Genomic DNA, 25,827 nt, shown 5'->3' with positions numbered 1-25,827 from the left:
TCGTGTGCGTCACCGGCGAGAACGGTTTCAGCGTCGGCACAGCGGTGACGGCGGCGCCACCCGGGCCACCCACGCGGACGGATCAGGGGATCACGACGACGAGCTGCGCCGCGGCCCCGACCGCCGCCGCGGTCGCCCCGACCGCCGCCGCGGTGCCGCTGCTGATCGGCATCACCGTCGGGTGGGTGTCGGAGATCATCCGGGCCAACCGTTCGGCTTGGCCCCGCTCACCGGGCCGGTAGAGGACCTGATAGCCGTGGGCCGGGTCATTTTGGAGATTGCCCTCCCCGATCACGTGCACGCGGCGGTGGGTCAGGGCGAGCGCGAGGCGGTGAGCCGCGTTCGTCACCGAACCGGCGTTGAGGACGACGGCGGGGACCGTCGGGACCGCCGGGGCGACCCGCCGTCGGCCGAGCGCTCCGGAAACGGCGAGCGCGGCGAACACCGCCGCGGCGAGCACAACGGCCACCACGAGCACGGCGACGACGGTGGCCCGCCGCGGCAGATGCCGGCGAACCCCGGACCGGGCGATCGGCCGGCTGGCCGGACGGGCCCGGAGGCCGCCGAGTCCCGCCGATCGGGCGGCGGACCCACGCCCCGCCGCGGTGACCGATCCTCGTCCTGCCACCGGGCCCAAGGGCACGGCGAGGCTGGCGAGGTGGCGTTCGAGCACGACCGCCTTGGACACCTGGCCGGCCACCTCCACGCGCATCCGACCGAGTCGCCGGCGGTCGCGGACGGCGACGATGAGGCCGAGGGGCACGAGGATGATCGCAACGATCCCACCGATCCGCCCGAGTGACTGGATGGCCGAGGTGCCGGTGGCCGTCGCCGGCACAGCGACGGTGAAGGGCCTCAGCGTGGCGTGCTCGGGCTGGGGCCGCACCGGGCCGACGGGACGGGTCTGTTCGGCCAGGTCGAGCATCTCCGGGTTGGACACGCCGTTGAGGAGGGTGTTGTGAATCCAGTAGACGGCGCCGTACTGATGCCAGGCGACGGTCGTGAGGTGGCTGCCGATGTAGTACAGCGCGTAGGTGCGTCCGCCGGTGCGGAGCGTCTGCTGAGGGTCGCGCAACAGCGGCGGGTTCGGCCACGTCGTCCCCTGGACGTCGTAGAACTGTCCGAGATCGCCGTTGGAGAACACCTCGACATAGGCGGGATAGGTACGGCGACCGGGAGCGTGGATCAGGTAGTTGCGGATGCAGTCCTGCACATACTCGGTGCAGCTCGGGGCCACCGGGACGATGCTTCCCGCGAGGTCCTGCACCTGGGGGTACTCGCCGGTGAAGGACAGCTTGGCCGCCGACGCCTGCTCGGCGGAGACGTTCGCGGCCAGGGTCGCGGTGACCGGAAGCCCGTGGATCTTGTGATGGGTGATCCCGTGGCCAATCGCGGCGACCTGCCGACGTGGCGTCGTGTCCGTGCCGTAGAGGAAGTTGTCGACGCTGTCCTTGATCTGAGCCGGGGTCGCGGTGAGATCGGCCGGGGGGCAGGTCGTCGTGCAGGGCGTCGTCTGGAAGTGGACCTGCCGGACCGTCAGGTGTGAGGCGGAGATAAGGAGGTTGGCGAGGTTGAGGATCTCGGTCGGGCTGCGCAGCCCCGTGTCGGTTTGGACCGTCTCCCCGAAGACCTTCTCGAATTTGGAGATGTTCCCGGCCAGCTGCGGCCCGTACTGTTCCTTCACCGCGAGCAGGAACGCCTGGTCGCGGGCATCGCGAACCTGGGACGTGTCGGTGTGACGGTAGGAGACGAACTGCTCGGCATCACTCCCGTTGAGGCACTGGTAGCCCGGGAGCAGATTGATGTTCTGATATTGGGCCCCGCCGTTGGCGTTGTTGTGGTAGTAGCGCTCGTCGATGGTCGAGTACACGCACCCAAGCTTGTTGATCGCGTTCTCGAACTGGGTGAAGGTCGTCGCGACCACGTGGCTGACGCTGAGACCGGTGACCTGCTTGATCGTCTTCAGGAGCGTCGTCGTGCCGTAGGTGTAGGCCGAGTTGAGCCGGTTGGTGTAGGTCGTGCCGTTCGGCTCGGTGACGTTGACCCACAGCTCGCGCGGCAACGACATCATCGAGATGTACGGCTTGCCCGGGTCGATCCGGACCATCAGCATCTCGTTGGCGAGGTTGGGGACGTAGGCGTTGTAGTACTTGAACACCGTGCGGGTGTCGTCGCCGATCAGCAGCAGCGTCTCGGGCTGACCGAAGCTCGTGTGGGCGAGGACGCCGGTGCTTACCTTCAGCGCCTTGTTGACACTGATGTCAGCAACGAACGTGTTGACTTGGTCGAGGACGAACACGGCGCCCGCGGCCGCGCTCGCGAGGACGACGATCACGCATCCGAGCAGAACCCGCCACAGGTACCGCCGCCGCGGCGGGGGGGGCGGCCCAGGAGCGAGCTCGCCGCTCCACGAGGGCGGCCCGCCGCTCCCGAAGCGAGCGTCGCCCGCACCCCGGAAATCAGGTGGAGCCGGAGCCGCGCTCCGGGTCGACGCGGTGGAAGTGCCGACGGGCGGGTTCAAGAGAGTTTCTGCATCAGGATCGGGGGTACCTGGGTCCAACCCTGAAGCTACCAGCGGCCCCAGCGGTTCCGACTCCGATAACCAAATCCTAAGCTACCCGGGGAGAAAGGCCGAATCATGAGGCGTGAACGCAGGCGGCTGCGGCCCAAGCACGCAGGGTGGACGCCCGCCGCATACCCGTTCTCGGGGGTCCCACGCCGAAGACCGCCGTCCTGCCAGCTAGCCTGCATGAGCCGACATCCGCTCTGCCCCGCCGCTCGTCCAGCCTCGGGGATCCGCTCAACGTTCCGCCGCCGATGCCACCTCCGCCCCGTCGTCCCCCCCCCGCCCGCTCTCGCCCGCTGCCACCCCCGTCCCGCCGGTCGGCTCCCCCCGGCCGACGCCGGCCCTCGCGGGCAGAGACCGCGCGACGACGCCGGGCCGCCGGAGGCATGATCGCCGGGGTTCTCACCCTCGTCGTCATCGCCGTCGTCCTGATCGGCGCGGGCGGGGCCGGGCCCGTCCGCGTCCGACCGCCCGCCACTCACACCGCGACGAAGACGGCCACCCTGACCGCAACCCGGACGCGAACGGTGACGCCAACGCGGACGACCCCGGCCCGGGAACCGACGAGCTTCGCCGTCGGAGCCAGGAATCTCGTGCTCAACGAGCCCTCCACCCCGTCGGCGGCCACCGGGACGAGCGGCGGTCAACCCGTCCGTACCCTTCCGACCCTGCTGCTGTATCCGACCTTCGGCCGTCCCGGCACGCCGGACCGTACCGGAGCACCTCTCGACCGCGCCGCCGGCCCCTACCCCCTGATCATCTTCTCCCAGGGCTTCGACCAGCCCGTCTCCGCCTACCGGGGGATGCTCGACGCCTGGGCCCAGGCCGGCTTCGTCGTCGCCGCTCCCACCTATCCGGGCACCTACGCGGGCGACCCCCACGAGCTCGACGAGTCCGACATCGTCAACCATCCCGGCGACCTCAAATTCATCCTCAGCACGCTCACCGCCGACACGACCGGATCGGGCGGCCTATCGGGTCTGTTCAACCCGAACGAGGTCGCCGTCGCCGGCCAGTCCGACGGCGGGGACGTGAGCCTCGCCGTCGCCGCCGACAGCTGCTGTCAGATCTCCGCCATCAAGGCGGCGGTGATCCTCTCCGGTGCCGAACTTTCCGGGTTCGGTGGCACCTACTACACCTCCGGGTCGGTGCCCCTGCTCGTCACCCAGGGGAGCGCCGACACGATCAACCTTCCAGGGTGCAGCGCGGAGCTCTATGACCAGGCGCCGGCCCCGAAGTACTACGTTGACCTGCTCGGTCAGGCACATCTCCCGCCCTACACCCAGCCGGGACCAGCTAACGACTACGTGAATGCGGCGGTGATCGCCTTCCTCGATCAGTATCTGCGCAACCGTGCCGGCCCATGGCAGAGGATGGTCGCCGCGGGCGGTCAGACCAACGTGGCGACGGTCACCGACGCCCCCCAACTCAGCGGCGCGTCAACCTACTGTCCTGCCTGACCCCGTCAGGCCGGGCCCGGTTGGAGCCGGCCGGTCTGGCTGCGGCCGGCTCAGGCGGCCGGCTTGGTCGCCGAGACGACGTGTGCCTCCGCGAGAACGTGATCGATCTCCACGTTCTCAAAGCCGATCGAGCGAATCATCTCCTCCCAGGCGGTCGTCCGCAGCGGCTTCTCCTGAAACCGCAGGAGGAACCGTCCGGCGTTCTTGAGGATCCGCCACCAGCCAGCCGGGCCGCGGCCGATCATCGCGCCGACCTTCTGGCGCACGATCACGCGATCCTCGGCGGCGAGCCCGCGTCCGAACATCATGTCGCCGATGACAAGCCGGCCGCCCGGGGCGAGCCACTCATAGCTGCGGGTCATCACGGTCCGCTTGTCGGCGTCACGCAGGTGGTGCATCGCGTAGTTGGAGACGATCAGGTCGACGCTGCCGTGCGGCAGCTCGAGGGTTTCCAGCGGCTGGACGACTCCCTCGATGTTGGTGAGCCCGAGGTCGCCGGCGGTTCGCTCAAGCAGCGCGATGGCCCCTGCGTCGATATCGACGGCCAGCACCTGTCCGCAGGTGCGAGCAAGCGGGAAGGTGACCTGGCCGGAGCCGCAGCCGAGGTCGACGACGACGTTGGCGGGAGCGCCCGCCCGCGCGACGACGGCATCGACGACGCGCGTCAGGCCGACCGACCCCTCCCCCGCCCAGCTCTCCGCGCGGCCGCGCCAGAGCTTGCGGGAGATCCGCAAGGTCAGCTCGGCGGCGAGTGAAGCGCGGGTACGGGAGACGGTGAGGCGAGCGGCCGGAGCGGTCGTCACCGGGCCCGCGGGAGCAGCGCTGGACCCCGCGGGGCTTCCTTCGGCGCCACGGAGACCGTGATCACCGGGAGTCGGCGTGGACCCGGGGGGCGTCATCGGAGCAGTCATTGTCTCTGAGCCTCGGCGGGCTCTCTAACGAGAACGTCTGAACTCGATGAGAAAACGCTCGTCATCGGCATGGCGACAGGCGGTGCCTGCCACGCTCGCGAGACAGACGGGTTCGGCCATTCCAACGTCGGCATCAGCGGGTGATGATGCGGGTGAGCTGCTCGGCCACGCAGACGGGCTTGTCGGCCCCGTCGAGCTCGAAGGTCTGCACGAGCCGGAGCTGGAGCCCGCCGGCGACCTCGTCGACCCCACCGATCGTGAGCCGCAACCGTACCCGTGAGCCAACGGGAACGGGCGCCGGGAAGCGCACCTTCTCATAGCCATAGTTGAGACCGAAGACGATCCCCTCGAGGTTCTCGAGGGGGAGCAACTCATAGAGCATCGCCGGGCCGAGAGAGAGGGTGAGCAGACCGTGGGCGATCGTCGAACCGAACGGCGAGGATCCCGCCCGCGCGGGATCCGTGTGGATCCATTGGTGGTCGGCCGTGACCTCAGCGAAGGCGTCGATCATCGCCTGATCGATCGTCCGCCAGGCGCTGACACCGACCTCCCGGCCGACGTTGGTGCGCAGGTCCTCGACACTCCTGAGCGTGATGGCAGTCATGCCCGGCGAGACTAGCGGGACGACGGTGGGGCCAGGACTCAACAGGTGGGCCCGCCCGCCACGTAAATCACCTGTCCGGAGATGAAGCCCGCACCCTCAGAGACGAGGAAGGAGGCAGTGTGAGCGATATCGGCAGGCTGGCCGACCCGGCCGACCGGAATCTGGGCCGCCGCGCCCGCCTTGAACTCCTCGAAGGGCACACGCATCCGTTCGGCGGTGGCAGCGGTCATCTCGGTCTCGATGAACCCCGGCGCGATCGCGTTCGCGGTCACACCGAACCGTCCGAGTTCGAGCGCGAGCGTCTTGGTGAAGCCCTGCAGGCCGGCCTTCGCCGCCGAGTAGTTGACCTGCCCGCGGTTGCCGAGCGCAGAGGTGCTGGACAGGTTGACGACTCGACCGAACCTCGCCTCGGTCATGTGCGCCTGCACCGCCCGGGTCATCAGGAACGAGCCGCGCAGATGGACTCCCATCACCGTCTCCCAGTCGCTCAGCGACATCTTGAACAGGAGGTTGTCTCGAATTACCCCGGCGTTGTTGACGAGGACGGTCGGGGGACCGAGCCGATCGGCGACCTCGGCAACGGCAGCGCTCACCGCTGCCTCATCGGAGACGTCAGCCCCGACGGCGACAGCCCGCCCGCCCGCAGCCGTGATGCCGGACACGGTCGCCTCACAGCTGGCAGCGTCAAGGTCGATCACGGCGACGGCGAGACCGTCGGTGGCGAGGCGCGTGGCGATCGCGGCGCCGATCCCCCGGGCGGCACCGGTGACGATCGCAATACGGGAGGTGGAGGTCATCGCAGGCTCATTTCAATCGCTGGATACGGTGAGGACGTCTATCTTGCCCGAGGACGAGTGCGACCGCCTGTGTGGGGATGCCCGGCCCGGGTGGGCCCGACGGCTAGCCTGCCCACGATGCCCCGTCGCGCACTCGTGCTCTTCGCCCTGCTGGGGATCATCTGGGGGATTCCCTACCTGCTGATCAAGGTCGCCGTCACCGAGCTCAGCCCGGTGATGCTGGTCTTCGCGCGAACCGGCCTGGCGGCGCTGATCATGGTCCCACTGGCGGCCCAGCGCGGGGAACTGCGCCCCGCGCTGCGCCGGTGGCGTCCACTGGTGGCCTACACGGTCTGTGAGCTCGTCGTCCCTTGGTACCTGCTCAGTTCGGCCGAGGAGCGGCTGCCGAGCTCGACCACGGCACTGTTGATCGCCGCCGCGCCGCTCGTCGGGGTCGGTGTCGGGGTTCTGCTCGGCCGAGCCGAGCCGCTCAGCGGACTCAATCGGATCGGCATCGCCGTCGGCATGGTCGGGGTGGCGGCGCTCGTCGGCTTTGACGTGCACGCCTCCGATCTCGGAGCGGTCGGGGAGGTGGCCGTCGTCACCGTCGGGTACGCGACCGGCCCGGCGATCCTCGCTCGCTGGCTCTCGGAGGCGCCGGCGATCGGGGTCGTCGCCCTGTCGATGGCCGGCACGGCCCTGCTCTATCTCCCGGCCGTCCTCATCACCGGCGCGTGGCCGGCCCACGCCCCGTCCGGCACGACGGTCGCGGCGGTCCTCACGCTCGCAGTGCTCTGCAGCGCCGGGGCGTTCGTCATGCTCGCCGCGCTCGTCGCCGAGATCGGCCCCGTCCGAGCGACGGCGATCACCTACATCAATCCGGCGGTGGCGGTCGTCGCTGGAGTCGTCTTTCTCCACGAGCCACTGACGGTCACGATGATCGTCGGGTTGGCGCTCGTCCTCGGCGGCTCCTGGCTCCTGACTCGCCGGCGCGGTACGCGGCGGGCCGGCCCGCCCGGCCCACTCGGGACACCTGAGGTCGCCCCGGCTCTGGCGACTCAGACCGACCCTTCCGCGGAGCGCCGGCCGCGGGAGCGCAGGCTCGGGCCACCGAGCAGGGCGAGCGTCAGGCCGAGCAGCGCGAGCACCCCGGCGAACACTCCGACCGCGACGGTGAGCGGCGCCCGCGAACCGGTGCCGGGACCGAGCAGCTCAACGACGGGGATCGCGAGCGCCTGACAGGGCAGCTGAATGATCAACCAGCGCCGCAGCGGCGCCAGGATCACCGACGCCTGCAGCCAACCGCGCGCGGGAACGAGCAGGGTCAACTGCGCGAACGTATCGATCAGCGGCACGCCGGCGATGAGCGCAAGGATCCGACCGTCGAGGATCGGCCCGTGGCGGATGAGGTCGACGCTGAGCAGGAGGATGAGCGCCCAGGCGAGCAGGTAGTCGGGGGCGACCGCCGCCGCAATGCTGACGAGCGTCCCGAGCAGCGCCCACAGCCCGCCGGGCGAGATGAGCAGGGTCAGGACGATTCCGAGCAGGGCTACGGCGCCCCGCGGAAGCGTGCCGGGAAGGACCGCGTCGGGCAGCGGACGGTCAGCGGGTGGAATGAGGCCACGCAGGCTCAGCGAGTCACCTCCGCGGAGGCGAGCCGTCGGGGCGGGCGGCCGAGCAGAGCGAGACGGGCGGAGAGGGGAAGCCCGTCGGGCTCGGACCAGGCGAGACGTTGGACGCCGCCGGCGGCGAGGGTCGCTAGCCGGTCGGCCCGCTCCATCATCACGATCCGGTGGGCGATCCGTTCGGAGCGGCGACTCCCCTCCTCACGCGCCGGCGGCAGCGTGTCGATGAGGATGACCCGGTGGCCGTTGGCGGCCCAGGTGAGCGCGAGGGGAAGCATCTCGTCGTCGAGGACGGTGCTGAGCAGGTAGACGAGCGCGCCGGGCGGGATCGTCGGGGTGAGCGCCCGGCGGCCCTCCGTGTCGACGGCGGCGGTCAGCTCGATCGTTCTCAACAATCGCCAGAGGTGCTGTCGGCCGCCCGAGTGGCCGACCATCCGCCGGTGGCTGGAGAGATCGCGCAGCCCGACCCGGTCACCGGCGCCGATGTAGGCCTCCGCGAGGGAGGCCGCCGCCTCCCGGGCGAGGTCGAGTGAGCTGATCCCCTCAGGCGCGGGGCCCTCCGACCCCCACTCGGCGAGCCGTTCGCTCACGTCGTCCCGGCTGTCGATGACGATCATCACCGTCGCATCCGCCTCTGCGTGGCTGCGACGGACATAGAGGTCGCCCGCGTTCTGGCCGTGGCGGGCGCTCGCCTTCCAGTCGATTCGGCGCAGGCGCTCCCCCGGACCGTAGGGGTGGATGTCACGGAACTCCCCGCCGCTGCCCGGCCGGATCGAGTCATGCCCGCCGACGGTGCCCGCGAGCCGGCGCGGCAGCGGCAGGCGGCCCAGCGGCCGGCGGGCCGGAGCGATCGCCCGGCGGGCACTCACCGGCGCGGCGGGCAGCGGACCGAGCAGCCCTCCGGTCCACAGGAACTGGCAGTCGACGGCGATCGGCTCCTGGGGACCGGAGTGGCGGGCGCTCACCGTGCCGGTGACCGGCGCCCCGACCGGGCAGGCGATCGCGCAGGTCCGGACGGGCCCACCGGCGATCCGACACTGGAGGATCGCCGCGTCCGCCCCGGGGGGAGCGGTGATCGCGAGCCGGTAGGTGAGCCGGCCGTCAGGGGTGGCCTCGATCTCGAGGTCGATTGCGTCACCGCCGGCGGGAAGGCGTCGGCGGGCACGGGTCAGGGCGGCGGCGACGGTGAGGGGGAGGCTCAGCAGCGCGATGTCGACGCGACCGGTGAGCAGCCCGATCGCGGCGATCAGGAGCGCGGTCGCCGCCTGGGCGGCTGGTCCCGCCGAGAACCCCCACGCGGGCGGGTCGCTCACCGGGCCGGCGCGGCCTGACGGTGGCCGACGGTCGGCGGGCCGGGGACCTCCTCGACGGTCCGGGCGATCAGGTCCTCCGCCCGCGTGCCCTCCGCCCACGCCTGTGGGGTGAGCGAGATCCGGTGGGCGAGGACGGGAACCGCGACGGCCTTGACGTCCTCGGGGGTGACGAAGTCCCGGCCGGCGATCACCGCGAGCGCGCGGGCGACGAGCATCAGGCCCTGGGATCCGCGGGGGGAAGCGCCGACGGCGACCGCCCGGGCCCGCCGGGTTGCGACGGCGAGGTCGACGCAGTAGCGGGCGATGTCCGGCTCGACGTAGACACGCTCGACCCCCGCCTGCATCGCTGCGAGGGTGGCGGCGTCGATCACCGGCTCCACGGTCGCCACCTCGCGGCGCCGCGCGACCCGGTTGAGGAGGATCTCCGTCTCCCCGTCCCGGCCGGGGTAACCGACCGCGAGCCGGACCATGAAGCGGTCGAGCTGAGCTTCGGGCAGCGCGTAGGTGCCCTCGTACTCGATCGGGTTGGCGGTGGCGATGACGTGGAACGGGGTGGGGAGGGCGTAGCTCGTGCCCTCGACGGTCACCTGCCCCTCCGCCATCGCCTCCAACAGGGCCGACTGTGTCTTCGGTGAGGTCCGGTTGATCTCATCGGCGAGAAACAGGCCACAGAAGATCGGGCCGGGCCGGAACACGAACTCGGCCGTCGCCGGCTGATAGAGGAACGATCCGGTGATGTCGGCGGGCAGCAGGTCGGGCGTGCACTGGAGCCGGCGGAAGCGAAGCCCCAGCGCACTGGCGAGACTGCGGGCCGCGAGCGTCTTGCCGAGGCCGGGGACGTCCTCAAACAGGACATGCCCGCCGGCGAGGACTGTCGCCAGGGCGATCGTCAGCGCCCGGTCCATCTCCACGACGACACCGCGGACCCGGCCGAGCACCGTCTGGGCAGCCCGGGCGATCTCCGCGACGCTGAGGACGCGCTCAGCGCTCATGTCCGCCGGCCGGGTCGAGACGGTCGAGAGCGTCGAGCAGCCGGCAGAAGGTGACCGGCCGCATTCCGAGTACCCGCTCCCGCGTCACCAGCTGGGCGGCCTCATCACCGAGACGGGCCTCGATCGCGGACCGGTCGGCCGGGTTCTCCAGGCTGAGGCCGGCGAGAGCGAGCCGGCGGCGAGCGAGGCGGCGGACGCGGATCTCAACCCGCCGTCCGACGAGCCCCCAGGCCGAGTCGATCGACCAGGCAAGTTCGCTGACGTCCTCGCGCGCCCCCGGACGCTGGGGGCCCTCCCCCACCCTCCACGCAAGGTCCCCATTGTCAGCGCCGGTGACGGCCGCGGCGACCGCACGGACGGCGACGGCGCCGGCCACCCCGAGCGCGAGCGCGTGGGGCCGGTCGGCCCCCGCGAGCAGCGCGAGCCCGGCGAGCATCGCGGCGGTGAGCGCCATCCGCACCGCCGTCGGACGATCCGGCAGCAGCGCCCGGACACGCTCGGCATCGCCCGTCATCTCAGTGCCCGACCACCGCCGGTTCACCCGGCGGCAGGTCGGGAGCCTCCTGCCAGCTCGCCTGCAGCCGTTCCAGCGCCTCCCGAGCCGCGCTGACGTCCGCTGCGGCCGGCGGGCGCTCGGAGAACCGGGTGGCGAGGTAGAGCCCGAGCAGGGTCGTCGTCGCGTCCTGATCGGGGAACGCCCGGCCGAGGACGCGGCGGGTGAACTCCGTCGGGGTTTCCGCGGGGCGGCGGACGATCCCGGACCGTTCCGCGCGCGCCTCAAGGGCGAGCCAGGCCCGGACGATCGCATCGGCAGGCTCACGGGGACTGTCGAGGATCCCCAGGGCGGCGCCGATGCCGTCGCGGAGCAGACGCACGGGCACCTCCTCGACCTCGGGCGCGGGAGCGAGGGAGACCGGGCCGGCCACCCCGGCCGGTGGCCGCCGGCGGGCCGGTGCCCGCCGGCGGCCCCACCAGTAGGCGAACAGACGCCCGAGGGCGGCGAGCACCAGCAGGCCGAGAAGCGCGAGCGGCCAGATGCCGAGGTCGGGACGGTGCACGGACGGGATCGCCGGCGTCGAGCGCGGGGAATGTGCCCCGGCTGCCTGAGCGGGCGACGAAGCCTGGGTGCGGTGGGGAGCAGCCGCCCCTCCCGGGTGTTGGGCGAGACGGATCGGCCCGGCGAGACCGGCTGCGAGGATGACGACGATCGCGGCGATCGCGCTCACAGCGACGATGTCGTAGCGCCCTGCTGTCCCCCGGCCCAGCCGGGCTCCCTGCGGCTCGACGTGCACACCTCTCAAGGTACGGCATGGACGGGCGGGACGGGTTCGGCAAGCAGCTGGCGCAGCCGCTTCAGGCTCGCGCCGGGGCGGGCGAGACTGCCGGGGACGAGTTGGGTGACGCGCACCTCCTCCACAAGCCAGCGCAGCTCGGGGCGTCCAGCCGCCTGGGCTTCGAGCGCCTGCACGTTCGCCATCCGCTCGGCGTCGGCGCGGACCTGTTGAGGCAACCGGTCGAGCCGCTGGGCGGCGGCGGTCAGGTAGCGGGTGATGTCGGGGAGACGCTCGACACCCGCGGCGGTCACCATCCCGGCGAACACGAGACGGCCGAGCTGGCGGGCGACGTCCTCACGGGCGGGCGCCAGCGCAGCCGAGGCGGGGAGCGCGTCGAGCCGCGCGCGAACGGCGTGGGCGGCGGCGAGGATCTCCCCGAGGTCGGTGAGTCCGGCCAGCGCGGCCGGCCGCAGCTCACCGCGAGCCTGCTCGGCGAGGACCGCGAACGCTTCCGCACTCCAGGCAGGCCCGCCGGCCCGGGTGACGATCAGGTCGATCGCGGCGGCGATGACATCCTCGAGGACGGCGTCGAGCCCGCCGTGGGGGGCGCCGGCGAGGCGCAGCGTGAGCTGAGGTCCGAGGCGTCCGCTCAGCCAGTGACGCGGGGACGGGACGGTGAGGCTGAGCAGCCGGCGGGTGCCGCGGGCCATCGTCAGGCGCTGCTCGGCCGGGGTTTCACAGATCCGGATCGCGACGCTGTCGCCGGTGTCCTGGAAGGCGGGGTAGCCGCGCAGACCGCCGGGCAGCTCGACGATGCGCGGGAGGGCCGGCAGGTCAAATCCGGTCATGCCCGTGCGCATCAACTCGGGCATGGAGGCGTCGAGGCGCGTCCGGAGGGTGGGGGCCAGCTGCGTGCGGAGCGCCTGAAGTGAGGTGCCGCTCGCGAGCAGGCGTTCGTCGTCATCCTCGACGGCGAACGTCATCCGCAGGTGGGAGGGCAGGGTGTCGAGGTTCCAGTCGGCCGGGCTCACCGACACCCCGGTGAGCTGGGCGACCCCGGCGGCGAGGACCTCCAGCAGCGGACCCGAGCGCGGGGTGACATGGGCGAGCAGGGCCCGGGCGGTGTCGGGGATCGGGACGAGCGGACGGCGCAGCGGCTTGGGGAGGGAGCGCAGCAGGGTCTCGTAGAGCTCGGCCCGGAACGCGGGGACGAGCCACTCAAAGCCGCGGTCGGCGACGGCGCCGAGCTGGGTGAGGGGGATGTGGACGGTGACCCCGTCAGCGGCCGACCCGGGGTCAAAGCGGTAGCTGAGGGCGAACTCACGCTCGCCCTGGCGCCAGCGGGCGGGGCGGCCGGCGTCATCGGGCGGCGTCTCCCCCGCGATCAGCAGCTCCATCGGGTAGGTGAGCCGGTCAGGCTCCGCGGCCCTCGCCTGGCGCCACCAACGGTCGAACTCGCGGCCGCCGACGATCTCAGGCGGGATGCGTTGCTCCAGGAAGGCGGCCCGACTCGCCTCGTCGGCGAGCAGGTCACGGCGGCGGGCGCGGGCTTCGAGCGCCTCCACGGCCTCGATCCGGCGGGCGTTCTCGGCCATGAACGCGTGCGCCTGATCCCAGTCACCATCGACGATCGCCCGGCGGATGAACAGCTCGCGGGCGCTGGCGGGATCGATCCGACCGTAGGGGACGGGCCGGGAGTTGACCAGCGCCAGGCCATAGAGGGTGACCCGTTCGGGGGCGATCACCGCGGCGCGGCGACGGTCCCAGCGTGGCTCCCCGTAGGAGCGTTTGACGAGGTGCCCGGCGAGCGCCTCGACGCGGCGGACGTCGACGGCGGCGGCGGTGCGCCCCCACAGCCGGCTTGTCTCGACGAGCTCGGCGACCATCACCCAGCTCGGGCCGCGGCGAGCGAGGACGGATCCGGGGAAGATGGCGAACCGGGCTCCGCGGGCGCCGAGGTACTCGCGGCGGTTGCCGTCGCGCATCCCGAGGTGGGAGAGCAGCCCGGCGAGCAGCGCGGTGTGGATCTCCGCGGCCTCGGCCGGCGTGTCGTTGAGGGTGACGCCGACCTCGGTGGCGGCGTCCTCGAGCTGGCTGACGAGGTCCTGCCACTCGCGGATGCGCAGATAGTGCAGCAGTTCGGCGCGGCAGCGCTTGACGAACTGGGAGCGCGACAGCTCGCGCTCGAGCCCGCTGAGGTGGCGCCACAGGTTGAGGTAGGCGAGGAAGTCCGAGCCGGGGTCCCGAAAGCGGGCGTGGAGCTGGTCGGCCTGGGCGCGCTGCTCGATCGGTCGCTCCCGCGGGTCCTGGATGCTGAGGGCGGCGACGATGACGATCACCTCGCGGGCGCAGCGGAGCCGGTCGGCTTCGAGCACCATCCGGCCCAGCCGCGGGTCGACCGGCAGCCGGGCGAGGCGGCGCCCGAGCGGGGTCAGCGGTTCGGGGGCGGCCGGGTCGAGGGCACCGAGTTCGTGCAGGAGGGCGATTCCGTCACGGATCTGGCGGCGGTCGGGCGCCTCGAGGAACGGAAAGCCCTCGATCTCCCCGAGGGAGAGGGCGGCCATCTGCAGGATCACGCTCGCAAGGTTCGTCCGCAGGATCTCCGGATCGGTGTAGCGGGGGCGGGCGTTGAAGTCCTCCTCGGAGTAGAGGCGGACGCAGATCCCCGGGCCGAGGCGGCCACAGCGGCCGGCGCGCTGCTGGGCGGAGGCCTGGGAGATCGCCTCCACCGGCAGGCGCTGGACCTTGAGCCGGGCGCTGTAGCGGGAGATCCGCGCCAGCCCGGTGTCAATGACCGCGCGGATCCCCGGCACGGTCACCGAGGTCTCGGCGACGTTGGTGGCGAGCACGACGCGACGGCGCGGACGGCCCCCGCCGTCAGGAGCGAACACCCGCTGCTGCTGGGCGGCGGCAAGCCGGGAGTAGAGGCTGAGGATCTCCACCTCCGGGCCCAGGCGGCCGCCGAGCAGTTCGGCCGCATCCCGGATCTCGCGTTCTCCGGAGAGGAAGACGAGGATGTCACCGTCCTGTTCGGCGAGCAGATCCACGGCGGTGTCTGCCAGGGCGTCCAGCAGCGTCTCCCCGGGTGCGCCGGACCGGTCAGCCGGATCGTCGCCGGGCTCGGTGGCGCCGTCCGGGTGGGTCGGGCGGGCGGCCGGACCGGCGCCCGCAACAGGCGGCGGGACGTCATCGGCGGGCCCCGGCGCGAGGGCGCCGCCCAGGGGCCGGTACCGGACCTCAACGGGATGGGTGCGGCCGGACACCTCGATGATCGGCGCACCGCCGAAGTGGTCGCTGAAGCGCTCGGGGTCGATCGTCGCGCTCGTGATGATCAGCTTCAGGTCGGGGCGGCGGGGCAGGATCCGGTGCAGGCAGCCGAGCAGGAAGTCGATGTTGAGGGAGCGCTCGTGCGCCTCGTCGACGATCACCGTGTCGTAGCGGCGCAGCAGCGGGTCTCGGCGGATCTCGGCGAGCAGGAGACCGTCGGTGACGAGGCGGACGAGCGTGTCGGCGGACCCCCGGTCATCAAAGCGGATCGCGTAACCAACCGCACTGCCGAGCGGGACGCCGAGCTCCTCAGCGATCCGCTGGGCGACCGTCCGCGCGGCGATCCGACGCGGCTGGGTGTGGGCGATCGTCCCCCGTACCCCCCGGCCGAGCTCGAGACAGATCTTCGGCAGCTGGGTCGTCTTGCCCGACCCGGTCTCCCCGGCGACGATCACCACCGGGTGAGCGGCGATCGCCGCCGCCAGCTCCTCCCGCCGAGCGCTGACGGGCAGCTCCTCCTGATAGTGGATCGCCGGGACGCTCTCCCGGCGCCGGCGGACCCGCGCCTGGGCGGTGGTGAGCTGGTGGGCAAGCCGCTCCTGACCAGCCCGGTCAGAGGCGCGCACCCGGCGGGCCTGGCGGCCGAGCCGCACCTCATCCTGGAGGGTGAGTTCGGCGAGCAGGCCCGGGGTGATCGGACCGCTCACAGCCCGCGACGGACCGGCGCGGATCGGAGACGGGCGGTGTGGAGCGCGGCGGCCACCTCGTCGGCAGGATAGGCGGGGCGCGCGGGGCGCGCGGGGCGCGCGGGGCAGGCGGGTCGGCTCGGTCAGGCGACGGGGAGGCTCCGGGCGCGCATGAACAGCTCTTCGGGCATCAGGACGGGCGAGGACAGCCTCGCGGCGGCACAGCACCCTACCTCGCTGATCTCCGGCCGACCACGAAAGCCACCCGAGGCGGCTTTGGCTGGGCGAGACACGGTTCTGACGTGCTCTGGCAGCAGAAACCCCGCCTGGGCGGGCCTCCTGGCGTCCCCCGCTGGCGCCCTACCGCGGGCCGACCGGACAATCTCCTCTGGCCTGTTCCAGTACCGATTTCCGGCACGCTCTCGAGGGAACTGGCCTCTCAGTAGCGGCGGCAGGATGCGAGCCTGCGACCTTCGGGACATGAGTTCGTCCAGTGCCGCTTTGCCGGGATTTCCTGAGGTCGTAGACACACATTCTGCGGCGTTCCAGGGCTCAGAGTTCAGCTGAGTCAGATCCGATGAGGCGAGACGCACGAACTCCTACTCCCACGGGGGTACATTGGGCCCATGTGCGCCAGAGAGCGGCTGCGCCGGGAGGCTGAGGCGATGAGCAGGTCCGAGGCCGCCCTCGTTCCGGCCCAGATCGAAAGAGCTAGTGGTCACGGGCCCCGCCAGCGACCGCTGGGCCCGTCCGATCAGACCAACACCACGACGTTCTGTTCAGAGCGGCGACTGTCTGCCCGCCGTTCATGCCGGGCCCAGCCCGTTACCGACCCACGCTCCGAGCCGCACTGACCGGCATGCGCCGAGGCGAGATCCTCGGACTGCGGTGGGCCGACGTCGATCTCGACGCCGCCCGGCTCTCCATCCGTCACGCGCTGGTCGCCGTCGGCTACGAAGTGATCGAGTCAACTCCCAAGAGCCACAACGCTCGGGTCGTCGACCTCGACGCCGAGACTGTCACACAGCTCCGTCGCTACCGCCGTGCCCAGCAGGAGGAACGGAAGCTCTGGGGCGCCGCGTACGAGGACCAGGGTCTCCTGGTCTGCAAGGAGAACGGCGAACCGATCCACCCACACACCTTCGGCCAGTCCTTCGAGCGAATCATCGCCAACGCCGGTCTGCGGAAGATCCGGCTCCACGACCTGCGCCGCACCCACGCCAGCCTCGCGCTCAAGGCCGGCGTACCCGTCCAGGTGATCTCGGGGCGGCTTGGTCACGACTCAGCTCGCAGGTCGACGGAGAACTCCGAGAGCTTCGCGTGCGCTTCGGCCGCACGCGCTATCAACTCCTCTACCGACGTTCCAATCAATTCGTAGTACTCCTGCACGTGTTTGAAAAGAACACCGGAGCCATCCCGGCGCGCGACATACGGACAGCCCAGCATCGCTCTGATGACTTCCGTGCGCGGATGGACGCCAAGCCCAAACGTCCGCCACGACCAGCTGGGCGGGATGCTCAATGCCCGGCGGATTTACCAGTCTTGGTAAGCTTGACCCATGAGCGAGTCCTGGATCAGCCCAGCAGGACGAACGGTGGCGGAACACAGCGCGCAACTCGCAGCGCGCAGCGAGGAGTTCCGCGCCGCCGGTGAGGAATACGCCCGCATCCGTGAAATGCGGAAGACGAACCCTGTCGCTGCACATCTTCGTGAGCGCCGGTATGAGCTCGGATTGACTCAGCAGGAGGTCGCCACGGCCGCCGGCACGTCGCACTCCGCGATCTCCAGGCTCGAGAGCGGCACGCACACGCCCAGCCTCGCCACCTTGCAGAAGATCGCCGCCGTCCTCGATGAAGAGTTGCTGATCTGCTTCCAGAGCACGGTGGACGGCGAAGTCGAGCGCGAGTTCGCGGCAGTCGCCTGAGCAGGACTCATTCCCGGTCTGGATAGGGCCGTTCAATCTGGGCAACAAACACTGCCCGCTGGCGAACGGTCGTGGATGAGCGTGCGCCAGCGGACAGTACCGCGACCACCCCCGCCAAGATCAAGCCGGCCTCCCGACGCGTACACCACGCTGTGAGGATCTCCCCTCCGGTCCGGACGAGAATCACAGCCGCCGCCGTGGAGTTCAGCCTCCGGCAGGGCCGATCTGCTGGATCTGTGGCGCGTTCTCCAGCAGCCACGCATCGAGCTCGAACTCGCGGTCGTGGAGCACCGAGGCCGCCGGGGCAGTGATCTCGAGCGCGCGCAGCGCTTGCTTCCACTCGGGCCGGACCACTTACAGCCAGCCCTCAAACCCATGGCCGAGGTCCCAGGCGAAGTCCTTGAGCTTGCTTTCCCGTGCCTCGACCGCCCAGGTCAACCCGTCGGCCGTCCCGCCGGGGTGGCGCCCGAGGATCTCCAAACGTGACAGCTCAAGTCCACGGTCCAGCAGGAACGCGCCGCCAGCCCGCGCCGCCCGAGCACGCGGGCTCGATTCAGCCAGGCATCGACCAGGGACTCGTGGAACTCGGGATCCTCGACGTCGCTCAGAGCCACGTCCGGGAGGTCCAGCACCGACACGCCGATGTGGCCGTGGGTCAGCAACTCACCCAGCACGATCAGAGCGACGGTCGACCCAGAGCGTCGATGACCGGGTCGAGCACCGGATGGACGGATCACGCGCGGCGCGGCCCGCGGCAGGCTCGGGCTGGATGGCATTGACACGCTCCACCGCCGCGTCCAGGTCGTCGCCGTCCTGATGGATCAGGACCGGCTCCGTGATGTGGGCGATCTCCTCATACAACACCTGAAGTGTCCGCCGCGGCTTCAGCGCCTTGCGCAGTGGCGAATTCCAATCACGGCCGGCCACGAGCAGGTCCTGCATCTGCCGCGCCGTCTCGGGGTCGCGGGAGCGGTCGTACTCGATGTCCACGTCCACGTCGCCCACCGCGAGCGCCGCGCGCGACCACGACCCGAGCGCGTAGACGGCCGTCACGCACCGGGCGGCACCCTCGCCAGCACAGATGCGCTCGAGCAGTTCGATGACGTGCGCGGTCGCCCGCTCTCGCGGAATCCGGCCAGCCCGTCCCCGTGCGTTTGACAAACCCCCGAAACGACAAGAGCCCCGGCGGACCGAGACTCTCGAATCGCCAGTGAACACTGGGCTTTTGGAAGTAGCGGGGGCAGGATTCGAACCTGCGACCTTCGGGTTATGAGCCCGATCAAAGGTCCACAATCCCAGCAAATACGGGTAGGTTAGATCGCCAAAAACGGCGTTTTCACGGCGTTTTGAGGCCAGTTTGGTACCCAAAGCGGTACCCACGGATTTTGGTACCCACGTGGTACCCACGGCGGTAAGCTTCAAAGTGTGCCCACCCAGCAGGCCCCGACTGCCGTCTCCCTGGTGGTCCGCGAGAGCAACGGACAGCCCTTCTATGAGGCAAAGTTCCGTGACGGAGATCGGCAGATCAAGCGGCGGATCGGTCCGGCGTGGCTGACCCGTGACCCTGAGTCAGGCCACTGGGCTCCACGGCGCGGACGGGTCCCCGTCGACTGCTTCGACGAGCGGCGCGCCTACGTACGCGCGGCGGAGATCGTGGCTGCCTTTGAGGCGGAGACAGCGCAGGAGCGCGAGCGCCGCGCCCAGGGGGCGACCTTTCGCGAGCTCGCCCACGCGTACCTCGACTGGCTCGAGCACGTCAAGGGTGCGGCACCGTCGACGCTGCGCCAACACCGCTCGGACCTGGCCGAGCCCGGCGTCCCGTACAAACGCGGGAACAAGGTGCTCGCCGGCCACATCATGGGTGCCTTCGGTGACAAGCCGGCGGCGAAGGTCACCGCCGAGGACGTCGACCGGCTGCTCGAGAGCATCGCGGACACGGGGGTGGCCCCGCGGACGGTCAATCGCTACCGCGAGGTGGTCGTGGCCGCCTTCAACTTCGGGATGAAGTCGACCAAGTTCAAGTTGGCGGCGAACCCGGCCAAGGACTCGGACCGTCGCCGGCTGCCCGCTGCCGGCGCGCTCCTCTACTACACGCCTGAGGAGATCGAGGCAATCGCCCGGGCGCTCGAGGACGGCCTGCACCGCGAGCTGCATGAGCGCCACGCCAACCGCTGCTCGACCCGCGCCGGCGGACGCTGTGACTGTGAGCCGACCTACCGGGCCCGCGAGCGGGCGTTCGCCACCCTCGAGGACGCGCGCGCCCACAACCGCGAAGCCCGCTCTGAAGACGAGCTGGCCGAGGACCGTCGCGACGCCGACGCGGTGCGCGTCGCCGCCTACGCCGGACTGCGCATGGGCGAACTGTTGGCCCTACACGTCGAGGACATCGATTGGGCGGGGTCGGCGCTGATCATCAGCCGGGCGGTGTCGGCCGGCGTCGAGCGCGGCACGAAATCCGGTCGCGTCCGTCAGGTCCCCCTCGCCGACCACGCCTCCGGCGCGCTTGCCCGGGTCATGGACCGCGACGACTTCACCGGCCGCGGCGAGTTCGTGTTCTGCAACGCCTACGGGCGCCGACTCGACGGATCGGCGCTTCGCCGCCGTTATGTCCGCGCGCGGGACGCGATCGGGCTGCGGCCGCTGCGCTGGCACGACCTGCGCCACACCTTCGGCTCCCTGCTCGTCGCCGGCGGCATCGACCTGGTCAGCGTCAAAGACGCCATGGGCCACTCCCAGCTGACAACCACCAGCCGCTACCTGCACGCGCGGCCCGCCGCCGAACGCGCAGCGGCATTCACACAGGCCTTCGACACGCGCGCCAGCATCAGGCCAAGCCGCGCGACGCCGCTGCTGGTTCGAGACCGGCCGCGCGACGAATGACCACGCTCGCTTGCGTGCTCGACCCTGACGGGCGGACCGTCCAGCTCACCGCCGATGCCTGGGCGCATGTGCTGGTCACCCACGCCGAGATTGAGCCCTACCGAGACCACGTTCTGGAAGCCGTGGCGAAGCCTGATCACCGCGAGCTGGACCCCCGACCCGGTCGCGAACGGTTCTGGGCGCTCGGTCTCGGCCCAAGCCGCTGGTTGCGGGTCGTCGTAGACTTCAGCGAGGCTCCAGCGCAGGTCGTGACAGCCTTCGGGAACCGCAAAGATCCACCAGGTTGGGCCGCATGAGCGTCACCATCGACAACCTCACCTTCGATCACAGCCACTACGACGCACGGGGCGACGTCCTCTACCTGAGCCGGGGCGGCCGCCAAGCCGCAGCAGAGAGCGAGGGGACCCCGGAAGGACACGTCGTCCGGTTCGACGCCGATCAGCAGATCATCGGCATCACCCTCATCAACGCGCGCTGGCTGCTCGAGCAGCAAGGGAAGATCGAGATCACCCTCCCCCACCACGTCGAGCTCAGCGCCGCGGCACTCACCGACGAACTCGCACCAGCCTGACCAGAGCAGATCCGGACGGACGGAAGGCCTCCGGTGCGGTGGTTGGCTCAGTTCCTGAGCAAGGGCGCCAGCCCTTGCTCGTTGCCGAGTGACAGGTCGTGGAGTGGAGGTCAGGGGAGCCGCGTCAGCGGTGCCCGAAGGGCAGGCCGCAGGCCCGACCTTGACCGCAGCGGAACGACCTGTCACGCCGTACAAGCGGCCCGCGCCGCCGGGCGGTTGACGCCACCAGGGCCACCCGCGCGGTAGCTTCCAGCCGTGACGATGAGCGGTGATCCCACGAGCCAAGAAGCGCCTCGGGCGAGCGTGGTAGCGGCCCGCCGACAGCGCCTTGGAGCCCGGCGGTGAGCAGCCTCGAGAGTTTCTCGTCTGGTCGATCGCGGATCAGCTCCGCGGGCCGTACAAGCCCCATCAGTGCGGCGGCGTGATTCTGCGGTGCTGCTCGATCCGCGCCGGCGGACGCTGTGACTGTGAGCCGACCTACCGGGCCCGCGAGCGGGCGTTCGCCACCCTCGAGGACGCGCGCGCCCACAACCGCGAAGCCCGCTCTGAAGACGAGCTGGCCGAGGACCGTCGCGACGCCGACGCGGTGCGCGTCGCCGCCTACGCCGGACTGCGCATGGGCGAACTGTTGGCCCTACACGTCGAGGACATCGATTGGGCGGGGTCGGCGCTGATCATCAGCCGGGCGGTGTCGGCCGGCGTCGAGCGCGGCACGAAATCCGGTCGCGTCCGTCAGGTCCCCCTCGCCGCCGGCGGCATCGACCTCGTCAGCGTCAAGGACGCGATGGGCCACTCCCAGCTGACAACCACCAGCCGCTACCTCCACGCCCGTCCGGCGAAGGAGCGCGCCGCCGCGTTCACCGCCGCGTTCGGGCCGAACAGCGTGCCAGGCGTCCCCACCCGACAACCGCAGACACCCGCCTGAGCACTTCCGTGCCGCCATTCCTTGTTCTATGGCACCCAGAGGCCGAGAAGGAGCGCGACTCCTCCTGGCCGGCCAAGGAGAAAGCAGCCATGCTCAACGCTGCCGCGAAGCTCGAGGCAGCCGGTCCCAAGCTCGGCCATCCGCACACAAGCGCCGTCCGCGGCGAAGGTGGCAAAGGCTTTCGAGAGCTGCGTCCGCGCGCCGGCCGCAGCCGTTGGCGCCCGATCTACCGTCAGATGAACGCGACGACCTTCGTGATCTTCGCTGTCGGCCCTGAAGCTGAGATCGATGCGCGCGGCTTTAGCGGTGCCGTGACGCGAGCGGCGGAGCGACATGCCCGCTTCGAGGAGGACTGAACGCGATAACACAGGTGGTATCGTTTTGGCCATGAAGCTCAGCGATCTCAAGAGCAACGATGATCTCATCGCGGAGGAGCTGGAGCGTGACCCCGAGTTCCGCGCGTTCTGGGAGCGCACCGCCTTGGGGCGCGCGGTAGCAACCGCGATCGTCCGCTACCGCGGCGAGCACGATCTTTCCCAGCGCGACCTCGCCCGCTTGGTCGGCATGACTCAGCCGCAGATTGCCCGCATCGAACTTGGCGAGACCAACCCCAGCATCGAAACGTTGCAGCGGCTCTCTGCCAAGCTCGGCATCGAGTTCACGATCGATGTGCGCCCTGCTGGCCAGCCCGCCCGCAACCTCACCAAGAGCGCGCAGTCCCGTGACCTCGTCGGCGCCGCGGCAACCGGTGAAGCAGCGCTGCTGGTGACCACGAGTTAGCTGATACACAGGGGAGCCGCGTCAGCGGTGCCCGAAGGGCAGGCCGCAGGCCCGACCTTGACCGCAGCGGAGCGACCTGTCACGCCGTACAAGCGGCCCGCGCCGCCGGGCGGTTGACGCCACCAGCGCCACCCGCGCGGTAGCTTCCAGCCGTGACGATGAGCGGTGATCTCATGAGCCATGAAGCGCCTCGGCCGAGAGGGGCAGCGCCCCGCCGGCAACGCCTCGGAGCGCGGCGGTGAGCAGCCTCGGGACCTTTGTCTGGTCGATCGCCGACCAGCTCCGCGGGCCGTACAAGCCCCACCAGTACGGCGGCGTGATCCTGCCGCTGACGATCCTGCGGCGCCTGGACTGCATCCTGGAACCCACCCGGGACGAGGTCCGGGCGCTGGCGAAGAAGTACGAGGGCGGCGCGCTCGACGTCCAGGTCCGGCGCGCGACGGGGCTGAGCTTCTACAACACCTCTGAGTACGACTTCGGCCGGCTGCTGGAGGACCCCGAGGGGCTGCGGGCCAACGTGATGGACTACATCACCGGGTTCTCGGCCAACATCGACGTGTTCGAGCGGTTCAAGTTCGAGAACGAGCTCGCAACGCTCGATGAGAAGAACCGCCTCTACCTCGTGATGTCGAAGTTCGCCGAGGTCGACCTGCACCCCGACACGGTCCCGAACGCGGAAATGGGCGACCTGTTCGAGGAGCTCATCCGCAAGTTCGCCGAGGCATCCAACGAGGAGGCCGGCGAGCACTACACCCCACGTGATGCGATCCGGCTGATGGTCGACCTGCTCTTCTCTGAGGACAACACGGCGCTGCTCGAACCCGGCACGGTGCGGACGATCTATGACCCCACCGCCGGCACCGGCGGCATGCTGTCGGTCGCGGAGGAACGGCTGCTGGAGCGCAACCCAGGCGCGCGGCTGCGGCTCTATGGACAGGAGATCAACGATCAGTCCTACGCGATCTGCAAGTCCGACCTCATCGCCAAGGGCCAGGACGCCAGCAACGTTCGGCTCGGAGACACGCTCGCCGACGACCTGTTCTTCGACCGCACCTTCGACTTCTGCATGTCCAACCCGCCCTACGGCGTGGACTGGAAGGCCTCCGAAGACGCGGTGAAAGCCGAGGCACTGGCCCAGGGCGGGCGGTTCAGCCACGGACTGCCATCCGTCGGAGACGGGCAGATGCTGTTCCTCTGCCACCTCGCACACAAGATGCGCCCCGAGCATGAGGGCGGTGGCCGCGCCGGAATCGTGCTCAACGGCTCACCGCTGTTCAACGGCGCCGCCGAATCCGGCCCGTCGCGGATCCGGCAGTGGCTGCTCAAGTCCGATCTCGTTGAGGCGATCGTGGCGTTGCCGACGAACATGTTCTTCAACACCGGAATCGCGACCTACATCTGGATCCTCGACAACACCAAACGCGCAGAACGCAAGGGCAAGATCCAGCTGATCGACGCGACGTCCTTCTGGACCAAGCTGCGCAAGAACCTCGGTGCCAAAGGCCGAGAGATCGACGCCGACGCCCGCGACAAGATCCTCGCGCTGTATGACGCCTTCGACGAGGCCGACCCGGAGTACTCGAAGGTCTTCACGGCCGACGACTTCGCTTACTGGACGATAACAGTGGAGCGACCGCTCCTGGACGAGGAGACAGGCGAGCCAATCACGGACAAGAAGGGCAACCCCAAGCCCGACGCGAAGCGGCGTGACACCGAGAACATCCCGTTCACCTACCGCGGCAATGCGCTCGGCCACGACGGACGCGACGCGACCATCGCGGCCTACTTCGCGGCCGAGGTCCTCCCCCACGTCCCCGACGCGTGGATCGACGTGAAGAAGACCAAGGTGGGCTACGAGATTCCTTTCACCCGCCACTTCTACAAGTACGTCCCGCCGCGACCGTTAGCCGAGATTGACGCCGACCTCGAAGCACAAGTCGCGAAGATCATGGGGCTGTTGTCGGAGATCGAAGCGTGACGTATACCCCCGCGTGGCTCGTTTCGATCCCCGAACGCTGGTCGTTAGCCCGAGGCAGCGCAATCGCCAAGCCGATCAAACGAGATCCTCTTAATGAAGACGGCGTGGTCACGGCTTTTCGCGATGGTGAAGTCACGCTCCGCTCACTCCGAAGGACCGACGGGTTCACAGAGGCTTTGCAAGAAACTGGATATCAGGGAGTTCGGGCCGGTGAGCTGGTGATCCACAGCATGGACGGCTTCGCGGGGGCTATTGGCGTCTCCGCCTCTGACGGCAAGATGTCCCCGGTAGTGCACATTTACCGGACCCCCGCGGACAATCCGCACTATGTGGCCCACGCCCTCAGAGTTGCCGCGAGCAGCGGGTTCATCCAGTCGCTTGGCAAAGGGATCCGAGAGCGCTCTACGTCGTTCGACCGAGCGACATTCAAGGACATGCTGCTGCCGCGACCGCCGCGTCGCGAGCAGGACGCAATCGTTGAATTTCTTGATCGTGAGACGGCCCGGATCGACACGCTCATCGAGGAGCAGGAGCTGCTGATCGAGCTGCTGCGCGAGCGCCGGCAAGCGCTTGTCGAAACGTTGACCTACGGCGGCGTGAGTTCTACCGCCCACCGGGAGACACGGGAGGAATGGCTCCCATCGGTCCCCAAACCCTGGCAAGTCATCCAACTTGGATTCGTGGCTGAAACGCTCGCTGGCTGGGCCTTTCCAAGCGACGGGTTTTCCACAAGCTCCGACGACACGCGACTACTTCGCGGGGTCAACGTAAAGCCAGGGAGCACGGACTGGACTGAGACAGTGTTCTGGGATGCGGTTGGTTCGCCCGTGCCGGAGGACTTCTCCCTACACGAGGGTGATCTAGTTTTCGGGATGGACCGACCGTTCATTGGTTCGGGCGTCCGCGTGGCGAGCATCACGTCTGAGGACGTCCCGGCACTGCTGCTTCAGCGAGTTCTGCGGATCCGAGCCGGCGAGCGCCTTGACCCAGATTATCTTCGGTACGTCGTCATGACTCGCGCGTTCCTGTCCTATCTCGAGCCTCTGTTCACGGGCGTGAGCGTCCCCCACGCGAGCGAATGGCAGGTCCGCAAGTTCGTGATGCCGTTGCCGCCGCTTTGTGAGCAGAAGGCGATCTGCGCGCAGCTCGATGAGCAGACCACAAAGATCGGCCAACTGATAGGCGAGGCGGATCTCTTCATCGCGTTTGCCCGTGAGCGCCGCGCCGCTCTTATTACAGCCGCGGTGACCGGTCAGATTGACGTCCTCGACACGCAACCAGTGGCGGTGGGCTGA

25 protein-coding genes and 1 tRNA gene are annotated in these 25,827 nt (G+C 70.0%); 13 read left to right on the top strand and 13 right to left on the bottom strand.

The features are described from left to right. Nucleotides 1-82 precede the first annotated feature (82 nt). Nucleotides 83-2,335, bottom strand: coding sequence for an LCP family protein (locus M3M55_RS08005; RefSeq protein WP_249012296.1), 2,253 nt, complete (start codon nt 2,333-2,335; stop codon nt 83-85). A gap of 617 nt (nt 2,336-2,952) precedes the next feature. Between M3M55_RS08005 and M3M55_RS08000 the strand changes: the two genes are divergently transcribed. Beyond that, nucleotides 2,953-4,026: a hypothetical protein gene (locus M3M55_RS08000; RefSeq protein WP_249012295.1), complete on the top strand. Its 1,074-nt coding sequence runs from the start codon at nt 2,953-2,955 to the stop codon at nt 4,024-4,026. A gap of 50 nt (nt 4,027-4,076) precedes the next feature. On the opposite strand, the gene M3M55_RS07995 is transcribed toward M3M55_RS08000, so the two are convergent. The 3 genes from M3M55_RS07995 to fabG all read right to left on the bottom strand — a co-directional run bounded on the left by M3M55_RS07995 (nt 4,077) and on the right by fabG (nt 6,338). Beyond that, a complete protein-coding gene (locus M3M55_RS07995; protein ID WP_249012294.1) occupies nt 4,077-4,829 on the bottom strand; it encodes a class I SAM-dependent methyltransferase in 753 nt (250 codons plus the stop codon). 241 nt (nt 4,830-5,070) lie between these two features. Beyond that, nucleotides 5,071-5,541, bottom strand: coding sequence for a MaoC family dehydratase (locus tag M3M55_RS07990; protein WP_249012293.1), 471 nt, complete (start codon nt 5,539-5,541; stop codon nt 5,071-5,073). 38 nt (nt 5,542-5,579) lie between these two features. Continuing rightward, a complete protein-coding gene (gene fabG / locus M3M55_RS07985) occupies nt 5,580-6,338 on the bottom strand; it encodes a 3-oxoacyl-ACP reductase FabG (protein ID WP_249012292.1) in 759 nt (252 codons plus the stop codon). Nucleotides 6,339-6,455: 117 nt separating this feature from the next. Between fabG and M3M55_RS07980 the strand changes: the two genes are divergently transcribed. Further along, complete coding sequence (locus tag M3M55_RS07980; protein WP_249012291.1) at nt 6,456-7,556, top strand: DMT family transporter; 1,101 nt, start codon at nt 6,456-6,458, stop codon at nt 7,554-7,556. Nucleotides 7,557-7,947: 391 nt separating this feature from the next. Here the strand turns inward: M3M55_RS07980 and M3M55_RS07975 are convergent, their stop codons facing one another. From M3M55_RS07975 to hrpA, 5 genes are read right to left on the bottom strand one after another with little or no spacing between them, the layout of a single operon-like run. Further along, complete coding sequence (locus M3M55_RS07975) at nt 7,948-9,255, bottom strand: DUF58 domain-containing protein (RefSeq protein ID WP_249012290.1); 1,308 nt, start codon at nt 9,253-9,255, stop codon at nt 7,948-7,950. Then, nucleotides 9,252-10,247 carry a MoxR family ATPase gene (locus M3M55_RS07970; RefSeq protein WP_249012289.1) on the bottom strand — a complete coding sequence of 332 codons (996 nt, stop codon included), beginning with the start codon at nt 10,245-10,247 and terminating at the stop codon, nt 9,252-9,254. Before M3M55_RS07970 ends, M3M55_RS07975 begins: the two co-directional genes overlap by 4 nt. Next, the gene (locus M3M55_RS07965; RefSeq protein ID WP_249012288.1) at nt 10,237-10,761 is read right to left on the bottom strand and encodes a hypothetical protein; all 525 of its coding nucleotides are present in this window, start codon (nt 10,759-10,761) and stop codon (nt 10,237-10,239) included. The genes M3M55_RS07970 and M3M55_RS07965 overlap by 11 nt, the downstream gene beginning before the upstream one ends. Nucleotide 10,762: 1 nt before the next feature. After that, the gene (locus tag M3M55_RS07960; protein WP_249012287.1) at nt 10,763-11,539 is read right to left on the bottom strand and encodes a DUF4129 domain-containing protein; all 777 of its coding nucleotides are present in this window, start codon (nt 11,537-11,539) and stop codon (nt 10,763-10,765) included. Nucleotides 11,540-11,544: 5 nt separating this feature from the next. Continuing rightward, a complete protein-coding gene (gene hrpA, locus M3M55_RS07955) occupies nt 11,545-15,495 on the bottom strand; it encodes an ATP-dependent RNA helicase HrpA (RefSeq protein WP_249012286.1) in 3,951 nt (1,316 codons plus the stop codon). Between the two features lie 838 nt (nt 15,496-16,333). Between hrpA and M3M55_RS07950 the strand changes: the two genes are divergently transcribed. The 3 genes from M3M55_RS07950 to M3M55_RS07945 are packed head-to-tail and all read left to right on the top strand — an operon-like array spanning nt 16,334 to nt 17,398. Further along, a complete protein-coding gene (locus M3M55_RS07950) occupies nt 16,334-16,852 on the top strand; it encodes a site-specific integrase (protein ID WP_249012285.1) in 519 nt (172 codons plus the stop codon). Further along, complete coding sequence (locus tag M3M55_RS17615) at nt 16,795-17,127, top strand: hypothetical protein (RefSeq protein ID WP_371878738.1); 333 nt, start codon at nt 16,795-16,797, stop codon at nt 17,125-17,127. The genes M3M55_RS07950 and M3M55_RS17615 overlap by 58 nt, the downstream gene beginning before the upstream one ends. Then, nucleotides 17,033-17,398: a helix-turn-helix transcriptional regulator gene (locus M3M55_RS07945; RefSeq protein WP_249012284.1), complete on the top strand. Its 366-nt coding sequence runs from the start codon at nt 17,033-17,035 to the stop codon at nt 17,396-17,398. The genes M3M55_RS17615 and M3M55_RS07945 overlap by 95 nt, the downstream gene beginning before the upstream one ends. A gap of 204 nt (nt 17,399-17,602) precedes the next feature. Here M3M55_RS07945 and M3M55_RS07940 read toward each other — a convergent pair whose 3' ends face one another. The 4 genes from M3M55_RS07940 to M3M55_RS07930 all read right to left on the bottom strand — a co-directional run bounded on the left by M3M55_RS07940 (nt 17,603) and on the right by M3M55_RS07930 (nt 18,698). Further along, complete coding sequence (locus tag M3M55_RS07940; protein WP_249012283.1) at nt 17,603-17,752, bottom strand: hypothetical protein; 150 nt, start codon at nt 17,750-17,752, stop codon at nt 17,603-17,605. Beyond that, nucleotides 17,753-17,878 (bottom strand): hypothetical protein, encoded by a 126-nt coding sequence (locus M3M55_RS17420; protein WP_256469049.1) that lies wholly within the window; start codon nt 17,876-17,878, stop codon nt 17,753-17,755. A gap of 183 nt (nt 17,879-18,061) precedes the next feature. Then, the gene (locus M3M55_RS07935) at nt 18,062-18,451 is read right to left on the bottom strand and encodes a hypothetical protein (protein WP_249012282.1); all 390 of its coding nucleotides are present in this window, start codon (nt 18,449-18,451) and stop codon (nt 18,062-18,064) included. A 180-nt stretch (nt 18,452-18,631) separates the two neighbouring features. Further along, nucleotides 18,632-18,698: transfer RNA gene (locus tag M3M55_RS07930), tRNA-Ser, on the bottom strand. Between the two features lie 125 nt (nt 18,699-18,823). Here M3M55_RS07930 and M3M55_RS07925 point away from each other — a divergent pair. The 8 genes from M3M55_RS07925 (at nt 18,824) to M3M55_RS07890 (ending at nt 25,827) form a co-directional block, all read left to right on the top strand. Further along, the gene (locus M3M55_RS07925; RefSeq protein WP_249012281.1) at nt 18,824-20,278 is read left to right on the top strand and encodes a tyrosine-type recombinase/integrase; all 1,455 of its coding nucleotides are present in this window, start codon (nt 18,824-18,826) and stop codon (nt 20,276-20,278) included. Beyond that, nucleotides 20,275-20,574 carry a DUF4258 domain-containing protein gene (locus tag M3M55_RS07920; protein ID WP_249012280.1) on the top strand — a complete coding sequence of 100 codons (300 nt, stop codon included), beginning with the start codon at nt 20,275-20,277 and terminating at the stop codon, nt 20,572-20,574. The genes M3M55_RS07925 and M3M55_RS07920 overlap by 4 nt, the downstream gene beginning before the upstream one ends. Then, a complete protein-coding gene (locus tag M3M55_RS07915; RefSeq protein WP_249012279.1) occupies nt 20,571-20,849 on the top strand; it encodes a DUF2283 domain-containing protein in 279 nt (92 codons plus the stop codon). The genes M3M55_RS07920 and M3M55_RS07915 overlap by 4 nt, the downstream gene beginning before the upstream one ends. Nucleotides 20,850-21,270: 421 nt before the next feature. After that, nucleotides 21,271-21,774, top strand: coding sequence for a hypothetical protein (locus M3M55_RS07910; protein ID WP_249012278.1), 504 nt, complete (start codon nt 21,271-21,273; stop codon nt 21,772-21,774). Nucleotides 21,775-21,782: 8 nt separating this feature from the next. Beyond that, nucleotides 21,783-22,130, top strand: a complete 348-nt coding sequence (locus M3M55_RS07905; protein WP_256469048.1) for a type II toxin-antitoxin system RelE/ParE family toxin — start codon at nt 21,783-21,785, stop codon at nt 22,128-22,130. A 31-nt stretch (nt 22,131-22,161) separates the two neighbouring features. Continuing rightward, a complete protein-coding gene (locus M3M55_RS07900) occupies nt 22,162-22,554 on the top strand; it encodes a helix-turn-helix transcriptional regulator (protein ID WP_249012276.1) in 393 nt (130 codons plus the stop codon). Nucleotides 22,555-22,792: 238 nt separating this feature from the next. Further along, nucleotides 22,793-24,532 (top strand): class I SAM-dependent DNA methyltransferase, encoded by a 1,740-nt coding sequence (locus tag M3M55_RS07895; protein ID WP_249012275.1) that lies wholly within the window; start codon nt 22,793-22,795, stop codon nt 24,530-24,532. Further along, entirely contained in the window at nt 24,529-25,827 is a 1,299-nt protein-coding gene (locus tag M3M55_RS07890; protein WP_249012274.1) for a restriction endonuclease subunit S, read from the top strand. Before M3M55_RS07895 ends, M3M55_RS07890 begins: the two co-directional genes overlap by 4 nt.

This window comes from Conexibacter sp. DBS9H8 (assembly GCF_023330685.1).
GTDB lineage: Bacteria > Actinomycetota > Thermoleophilia > Solirubrobacterales > Solirubrobacteraceae > Palsa-465.
This window is presented reverse-complemented; position numbering and strand designations above follow the sequence as displayed.